Here is a 10087-nt window from a genome sequence, read left to right on the forward strand (position 1 = left end):
CGGGCGAGTGGGTGCCGGGGCGTTGGTGGCGGGTCACCTATTCCGATGGTCGCCGCTACACCGATGGGCCCAACGCGGGCGAGCTGCAGGTGTGGTGTGAGACGTCCGACGAGGCCGAGGCGTTGGATGCGCTCGCGTCGTGCCCCGGCGGCGGGTCGCTGATGCGGCAGTACGAACGCCGTGAGGTGACCTGGCAGGCCGTGGGCTGATCGTTTGCCGGCTACGCGCGAGCGCCCGACCCTCGAAAGGGTGGGCGCTCGTTGTGATTTCAAGGGGTGCCGGGCCATACGCTCACGCCATGACCCGCCGTCTCGCCGCCGCGACGATCGTGGTGGCCGTTGCCCTAGCCGGTGCGGCGGCCGGCGAGGCGATGGCCGATCCCCCTCACCAGAACAGCTATTGCCGCGATCAGGCCTACCGCGAAGCGCACCCGGCGCTGTGCCCGCCCGAGAACTCCTCGCCCCCGCCGCCGCGGCCGGGCCAGGGGCCGGGCGGCGGCGGGGGTAGCGGCGGTGTGCTCGGTGATCTGTTGGACCGGCTCGGCTTGGGCGGCTTGGGCAGGTTGTTGTAGCCGCCGCTGAGCTCGCCTGTGGGCGATCGGGGCCTGGTTGGTGTCAGTGCGCCGCAGCGTCGGATACGGGCCTCTCTGGGCCAGCCACACGCACAACAGGATGATGGCGAGCACGCCGGCGGTCGACAGTGCCACGGTGCCGAGGACGAGGGTGGTGAGCTCGGCGCTCGACCACACCTCGCACACTGGTCACGCCGCCGGTACGAACCTGGAAACGGTGGTGAGGTCGACCTCGGGCGGTACCCAATCGGGGTCTTCGGGGTCGTAGTCGGCGACGACGGGCCCGAGGAAGTAGAACGGCGAGAACCGGTGGGATACGCCGAGGATCGTCATCGGCCCGAACTCGGCGCGCCACGCGATTCGGGTGGTGCCCAGTTCGAGGGTGTCGGCGACGTTGTTGGCGATCAGCGGCACACCTTCGGCGGTCTGCTGTTCCTCGATCTCGGTCGGTGTCGGTGGGGTGGTCTCGCCGGCCGGGGCGTTGAGGCGCGGCAACCGCAGCACGCCGGTCTCGATGCGCGCGATTGTCGGTAGCCAGAGCACTGTCACCGGCGGGTCGAGGTCGGTGAGTCGGAGCTCGGGGTCGCCGGCGATTACTTTGTTGTCGACGTTGACACGCCACGGGGTGAGCACCACTTCGGCCCATGGCCGGTATTGGTCGGGTCGTATGCCGACGTCGAGGGTGTCGGGGACGATGCCGCGGTAGTTGCCCTTGCACAGGAACCACGGGAGCTCGGCTAGGTCAGCCACGACGTCTCACTTTCCACATGTCGGGTCGGGGTACGGGTTGGCCGTACGGATCGCGTCGCGCTGGCGGGTCAGGTCGTCGCGCTGGCGGGTTACGTCGTCGCGCTGCTTGCGGACGTCCTCGATCGCGCCGAGGTACTGGCGGGTGATGGCGACGGCGAACCCCTCCCGCGCGGGATCACCGTCGGACAGGTCGGCGATTACGGGCGGCGGGTTCAGCAACGTGAACAGCCACTCACGGCTCGCGTCGCGATCACGCGCATCGAGAGCGCGCTCACGCGCATCGAGAGATGCGAGTGGGCCGTCGAATTTCGTCGCCTCGCTGCGGGCCTTGAGTGCGGCGTTGAACTGGCGCGAGCACTCGGCGGTGTCGCGGGTCAACGTCTGCACGTCGCGGATCACCTGGTCGGTGCGGTTGGCGGTGCGTTGCGTCTGCACCATCACCAGGGCCAGGACGAACGCCACGATCGCGCCGGCGACCCATACGCGGCTCAGGCTCCCGCTGCGGTGCCGGCGTCCCCCCGGCAGGGGCTCGATCAGGTCGAGCCGGTGAGCCCGCCAGTGCACCCACGCCCGCTGCGCGAGGAGCCCGGCAATGAAGCCGACCGCGGTCTGCCAGGAGAACAGGTTGACCACCAGGTCAGCGAGGGTGTTCACCGCTGTTCCTCCCGTTCGTCGTCGGGCTTGACGACCTTGGCCAGCTTGTCGGCCTTGGCCTCCGCTCGCGTCGCGGTCTGCTCGACCTCCTCGTCACGTTTGGCCTTGTCGCCGGCGACCGCGCCGAACCATATGCCGGCGCTGACGCCGAGCAGCTGGCTCAGCGACGGCGGCGCTTCGCCGACGATCTCCCACACCAACCAGGTGACGAAGATGGTCGCCAGGGCGAACGTCGCCTGATTGGTGTTGCTCGCCCATGACCGGTGTCGAGGCCCCCGCCATGGGGCCACGTCAGTCCAGCGTGCCGCTGCGGCGCTGCTGGGTCACTGCGACGCCAGCAGTGCCCGTGGCTCCGAGGCCGAGGATGGCGGCGGCCAACTGGAGCCACGCCCCGACCTGCTCGGGAGTGATCAGGCTGAGCAGTAGAAGTACGGGAATTGTGGCGACGACGATGCCGTAGATGTACTGGCGCACCTGCGCGTTGGGCAAATTCACGGAGTGTCCCTTTCGTTGGTTTCGTCGCGCTACTGCAACCGCAGCGCGACGTCGAACTGAAACCCTTGGTTCCACTGCGCCCACGAGCCGGGGAACAGCAGCAGCGTCGCCCCGTTCGGGCACTTCTCGCGGATCGTCTTCACCGCGTGGTCGACGGCGGTCATGCCGTCCCAGTTGGCCTCGGCGGGGTCCATGTACTTGCCGTGTGCCTGGGACATCGCGAACTTCAGCGCGTCGACGAGCAGGTCGATCAGGTCGGGCAGCATGGCCAGGATCGCGAACGGGTTGAGCAGCACCCCGATGACGTTGGTGGGGCCGTCGGTCATCACGCCGGCCAGCCCGGACAGGATGCCGGCGAGCGGATCGCTGGAATCGGCGACGCCGGCGAGTTTCTTGAATGGCAGCGTCGGCCACTGCGTGAATAGCCACGTCGCGAATTCGAGTGTGAGCTCGGCGCGGGAGATGATCTCGAACAGGTAGAACAACAGGTCGGCCGTGGCGCGGGGATACCAGTCACCCTCGATCGAGTAGCTGTAGAACCGATCGCGTATGTAGTCGGGGTGCGGCTGGCGCGAGATGCCCTGGCCGGGATCATCGCCTAGGAGGCTGCCATCGGCGGGCATCGACGGGTCGCCGAACTGGATCGACAGCTTCACCGAGTCGCGGAGCTCGGCGGGCAGCGCGACCTCGTAGTCGCGGGCACTCTTCGCACCCATCGAGTAGCCGATATCGATGACGGGGCCGCCGCCGAGCTCGCGCGTCAACCGCACACCCTCACGGGCGAACCCGGCGGTCGCCTTGTTGAAACACGGCGCGTCCGGGGGCATCAGGTACGCGTCGGAGCGGACCCCGCCGACGCCCTGAATCTTGTATCTCGAGCCCAGCCTCGGCGGAATGTAGGCCTTGATCCGCACGCGGGTGGCGTAGTCGGCGACGCCGTACCGCTCGCCGACCCCGAGCTTGGCGGCCTTCGGCTCGGTGCGGTTGAGGTAGTCCTGGATGTTGCGCACGGCCTGCTCAGTCGCCAGGTCGTAATTGCCCGACTCGGTCACGCCCAACTGGCGCGCCTTCGAGTTCTCCGGGTAGGCCCAGATCACGCGGCGTTGCACCTTCACCACGTCAGGGCCAGAGTCGCCGAGCCCGTAGCCGATGAACTTACCGGCGGCCCCGTTCACCGTGCACCGGCCATGAACTTCGCACCGGCCGCGAGCGTGCGGTTGATCTCGTCGACCGTGCCGCCGAGCTCGGCGAGGTAGTCGACGACCGTCTTGCCGTCGAGCTGATCCCAGCCCTTGAGCAGCGGGCCGCGCTGCTGGCGCAGAATCTCCTCCCACAGCTGGCGGTCGGTGAAACCGGCCAGCGGCGGCGCGGGCAGGATCGGCGGCGACGCCGGGGTGTCGACGACGACGGGCACGGTGACGACCCGATCGAACTCGCCGCGCATGTCTTTGGCGACCTCGGCGCGGAACCAATTCATGTCGAGGTTGGGGTCCCACTTGCCCTGCGCTGCGCCGGCGTATTCCTTGTGCCCGATGTTGTGGGAGGCGTCGACGCCGAGCTTGAGCGACAGGGCCGCGGCGACGTCGCGCATCGACACGATTTGCGCGTCGGGCCACGGTTGCGCCCGGTCGAACGAGCCGTCAGCCTTGATGTTCGGCCAAGCGCATTCGACGCCGATCATGTGCGAGTTCGCGTTGTTCGTCGGCAGCCACGGATAGGAGCCGACGCCGGCGTGCCAACAGACACCGACGGCGACGATCGTCACGACACCGTTCGGTGCGATGTGCAGATTCGCCAGCGGCCCGGCGAGGTCGGGGCGACCACGCGCGATGCTCTCCGCGGACTCACGGGAGTTACCGGTGTGATGCCACATGACGCCGCGGACGTCGCCGAAGTCACCATGACCGCGGTCGCGCCACCCGTCGAGGGTGCGCAGCCGGTCGCCGAGCGCCGGCTTGAGGACGTCTTCGAGGAACGTCGGGTCGCCTGTCCATGCCACGGGGGAGCCTCCTGCTTGGGCCGGTGCACCGGCGATCACTCGGTCGAGAACTTCACGCACATACGGCGCGTGACGCTGATAGCGGTCGGGGAACGCGGACCGCTGGACTAGCTGGGCGAGGTCGCCGTCGGTGCGGGGATCGCCGGGCCCGCGGTAGGCCACGCGGGTACCGGTGAGCTCGGCCAGGAACGAGCGGGTCGCCTCGGTCAGGTTCATCCGCCGGCGGGCCCCGTCGAGGTTGCCGAACTCGCCGCCGGTCTGCGGCCACCAGGAGCCCTTTCCGGGCGGGGATTGCTGCTGGTAGTAGCCCGAGGAATGCCCGTCGTTGCTTTGGCTGTCGTGGGCGAACTGCTCGGTCTGGGGGTCGGCGGCGTTGAACGGGCACCACCACTTGAGGTTGTTGGCCGGATCGCCCGAGTTGCTGCCGACCTCCTGGGCGATGGTGATCCCGCAGACCAAGGCGGCGCGCTGGCCGAGGCCGAGTTCGACGCAGACCGCCCACACTTCGGCCATGACCTGCTCGCGTGTGCGTAGCGGGCCCTCGGGGCGGGTGGATACGAAACTCATCGCGCTATCCCTGTGGGGCGTGTGGTGCTGATGGGGCTCACGTTAGGACCGGGGTCGCCGAGTTGCACGACGCGCCCGCTCATGTGACTTGGGCGGTCATCACTTCACCGTCGTAGAGGATCGGGGCGACGTGCTTGGGGCCGCCGCGGTGCTCGATCGGGTGATCGAATCCCGCCCGCATGACCGCCGGCCCGTCTGGGGACTGGAAGTAATGCAGGAACGGATAGACCCCCGGCGGGGTGAGTGGGTTGGCGTAGCCCACGACGTGGCCGGGCCGGTCGCGTTCTTCGGCCCAGGTGATCAGGCCGCGGTGCTCGGGTGCCACGATGGCCCCGTTGATCTGCGCGAACCCGCAGTACGCCGGGTAGGTGAACACCGACAACGTGCCCGTGCCGCTGCCGGTGTTCACCTCACCGGCGGTGTCTCCGATGCCTTCCACGCTTAGGTCTGCGTGTAGGTGGCGGTCACGGTGAGCGTCGCCTGACCGACGAACGTCGTCGACGCCAGCGCAAACTTGTCCTTCATCGAGTTGCCGGTGACGCCGCCGGCGAAGAATCCCCACGCGTAGGTGCCGGCGGGGACGTCGAAGATGCACGCGGTGAAGTTCTCCACACCGCCCGATCCGGCCGACGGGGTGGTGGCCTTGCGGGCGTAGGCGGGGGTGCCGCCGGCGACCTCGCTGGCCGGGGTGCTCGACGTGCCGGGGTCGGCTGTCGAGAGGCCCTCGTGGGTGATGTCCGAGCCGTATGCGTCGGCAAGTGCCTGGCGCTTGGCTGCTACTGCGATTGCCACTTTGTTTGCTCCGTTCCCTTTTCGGTTCTCGCCGGCGCGGGATTGCGCTGGCCAGAGGTCTAGTTGTCCCCGCCGTACCACGTGCTCTTGATGCCCGACGGGGTGTAGGTGATGCCGCCCGAAGTGATGCCCTGCAACGCGAACCCGCAGTAGTTGCCGGGTGTGTGCGCGGCCCCGCTGTCGGTCCACGAAATGCCCGTCGTGGTGCCGTTTTTGAACACGGTGTAGGTGTAGACACCGCCGGATTCGGTGACGACGATCCGCATCTTGTCGTTGGTCGTCCACGTCGTCGTGCCGCTCGCCCGCGAGGTGAGCGTGCCGCCGGCGAGGGTGAATATCTGCGTCGCGGTGGAGCCCGCCCACGAGCGGCCGGTGGCGAGCACGCACGCCGATCCGGCGGCGTTGCTGGCGACGGCGACACCGTTGCCGCGGTCGGTTGAGGAGCCGTCGCCCTGCCACTGCACCTCGGAGTAGTGCGTCGGGCCGATCATCGGGGTCTTGTAGATGCCGCCGGTGAAGAACACGCCGGCACCCGTCGACGGCCCGGCGCTGATGTTGGCGACGCCGCTGCTCACGCTGTAGTCGCCGCCGAACGACGAGGACGCGAACGTGGTGAACAGCGTCGTCGGCTTGGTCGATCCGGTGAACACGTAGGTCGCGGCGATCTTGAGCGCGGTCGCCACCGACCCGGCACCGGAGGCGGCTGCGGTCACGCCGGCCGCGACGGCGGCGGCCACCGACCCGGCGGCGGCTACTGCTGCGGTCACTCCAGCGGCGACCGTGGCCGCGGCGGTTCCGACGGCTGCTGCCGCGGCGGCGAGGCCCGCGCCGATGATCGCTGCGACCGCACCGGCACCAGCCGCCGCGGGTGTAGTGCGGGCTCCGACCGCGGCCGTGACCGCGCCCGCACCTGACGAGGCGGCGTCGCGGTCCGCCGAGTCCTCGCCGAGGTCGCCGAGCGCTGTGCCATCACCCGACGGTGAGCCGACGGTACTGCCGCCGATCTGCGCGGTCACCGAGCCCGAGCCGGTGGCACCGCCCGAGGTCGAAGTGCCTGGGATCACCGTCGCCGTCGCGGTGCCCGAGCCGGCGGCCGCTGCCGCCTTGTTGGTGCCGACGAGCGCCAGGACCGCGCCGACACCGCCCAGCACGGCGAACAGCTGCGGCATCGACACCGTTGGCCGCAGGTCCGATCCACGCCAGAACGAGATGGCCGGTGCGACGTAGTTGTTGCCGTAGGCCCGAATGTGCTGCCACCCGAACCCGGTGTAGAGGTTGTCCTCGCCGGGGAATTCGCCGGTGTCGTCGGTCCACGTGCACACGTCGGTCAGGACGCCGGTGTTGACCTTGAATATCGAGGCGGTGTACACGTTGCCGTCGGCCCGGATGCGGAGCTTGTCGTTGTCGCCGATCATCGTCGCGGTGGCCGAGGCCCGGATCGTCACCACACCGCCGATGAGGGTGATGATCTGGATCGAGTTCGCCCCGCCCCAGTGCGAGGCCACCGACACCCACTGTGTGCCGTCGGCATTGGATCGGATGACGGGCAGGATCGAGCGGTCGCCGCTGACCTGTTGGCCCGCGCCGACGCCGGCGGTGACCTCGGCGTAGTGGTTGGCCGACAGCTGCGGGGAGACGTAGATGCCGCCCGAGTAGTAATAGCCGTTCACCGAGGGCGTCGGATTGACGAGCAGCCCGAACGGCTGGTCGTAGCCCAGGCCGAAGGGGGTGAACAGGCTGGTCGGCTCGACCCCGGAGTGCGCCGTCGGGTCGTAGGTGTACGTCTTCTGCTGCGAGGCGACGGCGGTGGTGGTGCCCGAGCCGGTCGCAGCGCCCGCTCGTTCGACGATGGTCGAGGCGATCGCCGTCGCGGTACCCGAGCCAGTCGCGGCCGCGGCGCGGGCGGCTCCCGCGACCACGGTGGCCGTCGCGGTGCCGGTGCCCTCAGCGGAGCCGATGGGCCGGCCGAGCAGCTCGCCAGTGGCTTCGCCGCTGCCAGTGGCGGCGGCGACCAGGGCGACACCTGGGCGCACCGTGGCGGTCGCCGAACCCGATCCCGTCGTCTTGGCGGCCAGCCCGATCGCGCCTCGGGCGGTACCGGTGCCGGTGGCGGCTCCCACGCTGGCGTCCGGGCGCAGCGCGGCAACGTAGTCGTAAGTGGGCTGCTTGGGTGCCCACCCGTAGGTGACGATGCCGAACTGAAACGACTCGTTGCTTGTGTCAGCCCCGGAGTCGCGGAAGTTGTAGATGTAGAACCGCTCGACGTGCGGCTTGGCGTTGAACAGGGTGACCGTGCGGGCCAGCCAGTCGGCGCGCTGCGTCTCGGTCATCTTCAGCGGCGCGGCGAAGCCTATCTCGGTCCACTGGATGAACTTGTCGCCGTCACCTTGGGCGACCATCTCAACGCGCAATGCGTCGTCGACCTTCTGAAACGTCTGCGTCGCCGAAGGCATCTCCTCGCGGAACCCGTAGTCGATCGCGTACGGGTGGTTGCCGACCGCGGTGAAAAAGTCCTTACCGCCGGCCCGGTAGATGCCTTGCAGGAACGGCAGCGGGTCGAGTGCGACCTTGCCGAGAGTGCCAATCGGCATGAAGCCGCCGATGATGATCCCCGCGTCGGGGTGCACCTGGCGGATGCCGGTTGCCGAGGTCTTGAGGTACTCGGTGTAGGCCGTGGGGTCGACGTCGCCGGCCCCCCAGAATTGGCCCTGATTCTCCTCGTTCCATATCTCGAACTCGTCGACCAGGCCCATGCCTGCGGGGCCGTAGCGTTGCGCGACCGCGCGGGCCATGTTGCCGAAGTCGGTCGCGTTGACCCACCCTGGCGTTTGGAAGATGCCGAACAGCGACGACGCGCCGGGCCGGTGCACGCCGAGGATCAGCAGCGGCTTGAGCCCGTACTCGTGGGCCAGGATCAGCGCGCGGTCGAGGTCGGTCCAGTTGTAGATGCCCTTGGACGTTTCGAGGTAGGACCAGATCGCCTCGATACGGATGCGCCGGCAGCCGAGGTCGCGGATGCCCTGGTAGATGCGCCGCGTCGTCGTGGCCTTGGAGTAGTCGGTGACGCCGGGGTCCGACAGCATCATCTCGATTTGGTTGATCCCGTAATCGATCACGCTGCCTCCCCAGTGGAGACGTCGGCGAACGTGAAGTCGGTGATCCCGAATCCTGGTGCCCAGAACAGGTTGTCGGCGTTGGAGACGACGCCGACCTTCCGCTTCGTCGGTCCGTGGGTGACGATGTTGTCCTCGTCCTCCCACGACAAGCCGGGCACCAGCACCCCGTTGCGCTTGACGTGAAAGGCGTTGTCGGGCGGGTCGTAGAACGTCGAGAACGTCTCCTCGTTGCGCAGCCCCCATTGCAGGTAGTCGACCTGTTTGCGGGCGACGACGAGGTTCGGGCCGTACCCGGTCACCAGCCGCGCGTAGTCGGCCCCGTATCCGCTCGATCGCACCTCGACCGCCGCGTAGTTGGTCATCGCGGCGTCGGAGCAGATCACCGCGCGGCACGCGCCGGCGAGCTTGTTCGTCAGCCGGAACGTCGCCATGTGCCGGTCGGTGGCAGGGCCGCGCGGCTCGGCGACGGTGCCGATGATGCCGGCGGCGACGTTGAACGTGCGTACGAACGCGCGGTCGACGATGGCGAGCTCGCCGAGGACGTTGGTCCAGCCGGTGATGGTTTCGCGGTTGAAGTTGTCGGACTGCAACGGCTGCCCGGTCTGCGTTTGCACGGCGTCGACGCGGCCCTCGACGATGGCCAGGCGGCTGCCGAGTTGATCGTTGAGTTGCGCCAGGGTGATGCCGATGTTTTGCAGGTAGGTCATCGGGTTCAGCAGCGCCAACGCGATGGCGACGGCGTCGTTGCCGACGCTCAGGCCGCCGTTGAGGCCGGACACGACCGCGTCGACGACCGGCTGCACGGCCCCGACGATCGCCCCCAGTACCGCGCCAGGTGCGCTCAAGTCGAGGCCGGTGAGCGCATCTTGCAGGGTCGTCAGGAACGCGTCGATCGGGCCCACACCGATCACGCCCGACAGGCCGGCGAGCAGCGCCCCGAATGAGGACAGGTCAATGCCAGTCGCGCCAAAGATGAAATTGACGACGTCCTCGATCTTGCTGAGGATGCCCTCGCCGGCCTGGCCAGCAGTGTCGGCGAGCGCGCTCTGATAGTCCTGCTGCGAACGCGTCGGACTGTAGAGCGACGTTGATCCGGCCCCGCGCTGCTCGGGGTGTAAGTCGATCGCTCTGGGCATCGGCGGC

The 10087-nt window shown here is 68.6% G+C and carries 12 protein-coding genes; 2 read left to right on the forward strand and 10 right to left on the reverse strand.

Annotated elements, in window-relative coordinates:
- Both SLQ33_RS26290 and SLQ33_RS26295 read left to right on the forward strand, forming a co-directional pair.
- The coding region (locus SLQ33_RS26290) for a hypothetical protein (protein WP_319456846.1) at window positions 1-209 on the forward strand (209 nt) is incomplete at its 5' end.
- A gap of 89 nt (window positions 210-298) precedes the next feature.
- A complete protein-coding gene (locus SLQ33_RS26295) occupies window positions 299-571 on the forward strand; it encodes a hypothetical protein (RefSeq protein WP_319456847.1) in 273 nt (90 codons plus the stop codon).
- Window positions 572-760: 189 nt separating this feature from the next.
- Here the strand turns inward: SLQ33_RS26295 and SLQ33_RS26300 are convergent, their stop codons facing one another.
- The 10 genes from SLQ33_RS26300 to SLQ33_RS26345 form a co-directional block, all read right to left on the reverse strand.
- Complete coding sequence (locus tag SLQ33_RS26300) at window positions 761-1321, reverse strand: hypothetical protein (RefSeq protein ID WP_319456848.1); 561 nt, start codon at window positions 1319-1321, stop codon at window positions 761-763.
- Between the two features lie 6 nt (window positions 1322-1327).
- Entirely contained in the window at window positions 1328-1975 is a 648-nt protein-coding gene (locus SLQ33_RS26305; protein ID WP_319456849.1) for a hypothetical protein, read from the reverse strand.
- Window positions 1972-2265, reverse strand: a complete 294-nt coding sequence (locus tag SLQ33_RS26310) for a hypothetical protein (RefSeq protein WP_319456850.1) — start codon at window positions 2263-2265, stop codon at window positions 1972-1974. Before SLQ33_RS26310 ends, SLQ33_RS26305 begins: the two co-directional genes overlap by 4 nt.
- 1 nt (window position 2266) lies before the next feature.
- On the reverse strand, window positions 2267-2470 hold the full coding sequence (locus SLQ33_RS26315) for a hypothetical protein (RefSeq protein WP_319456851.1): 204 nt from the start codon (window positions 2468-2470) through the stop codon (window positions 2267-2269).
- 29 nt (window positions 2471-2499) lie between these two features.
- A complete protein-coding gene (locus tag SLQ33_RS26320; protein WP_319456852.1) occupies window positions 2500-3645 on the reverse strand; it encodes a cutinase in 1146 nt (381 codons plus the stop codon).
- On the reverse strand, window positions 3642-4469 hold the full coding sequence (locus SLQ33_RS26325) for an N-acetylmuramoyl-L-alanine amidase (protein ID WP_319457095.1): 828 nt from the start codon (window positions 4467-4469) through the stop codon (window positions 3642-3644). Before SLQ33_RS26325 ends, SLQ33_RS26320 begins: the two co-directional genes overlap by 4 nt.
- A 646-nt stretch (window positions 4470-5115) precedes the next feature.
- The gene (locus SLQ33_RS26330) at window positions 5116-5475 is read right to left on the reverse strand and encodes a hypothetical protein (RefSeq protein ID WP_319456853.1); all 360 of its coding nucleotides are present in this window, start codon (window positions 5473-5475) and stop codon (window positions 5116-5118) included.
- Between the two features lie 2 nt (window positions 5476-5477).
- Window positions 5478-5828 carry a hypothetical protein gene (locus SLQ33_RS26335; protein WP_319456854.1) on the reverse strand — a complete coding sequence of 117 codons (351 nt, stop codon included), beginning with the start codon at window positions 5826-5828 and terminating at the stop codon, window positions 5478-5480.
- 59 nt (window positions 5829-5887) lie between these two features.
- The gene (locus SLQ33_RS26340; protein ID WP_319456855.1) at window positions 5888-8944 is read right to left on the reverse strand and encodes a GH39 family glycosyl hydrolase; all 3057 of its coding nucleotides are present in this window, start codon (window positions 8942-8944) and stop codon (window positions 5888-5890) included.
- On the reverse strand, window positions 8941-10080 hold the full coding sequence (locus SLQ33_RS26345; RefSeq protein ID WP_319456856.1) for a hypothetical protein: 1140 nt from the start codon (window positions 10078-10080) through the stop codon (window positions 8941-8943). Before SLQ33_RS26345 ends, SLQ33_RS26340 begins: the two co-directional genes overlap by 4 nt.
- Window positions 10081-10087: the final 7 nt, after the last annotated feature.

The organism is Mycobacterium sp. RTGN6 (genome assembly GCF_033804605.1).
In the GTDB taxonomy this organism is placed as follows: domain Bacteria; phylum Actinomycetota; class Actinomycetes; order Mycobacteriales; family Mycobacteriaceae; genus Mycobacterium.

What these genes read in the sequence shown, in the direction of transcription:
- SLQ33_RS26295 (WP_319456847.1), top strand. Translation starts at nt 299, where the DNA reads ATGACCCGCCGTCTCGCCGCCGCGACGATCGTGGTGGCCGTTGCCCTA.
- SLQ33_RS26345 (WP_319456856.1), bottom strand. Translation starts at nt 10,080, where the DNA reads ATGCCCAGAGCGATCGACTTACACCCCGAGCAGCGCGGGGCCGGATCA.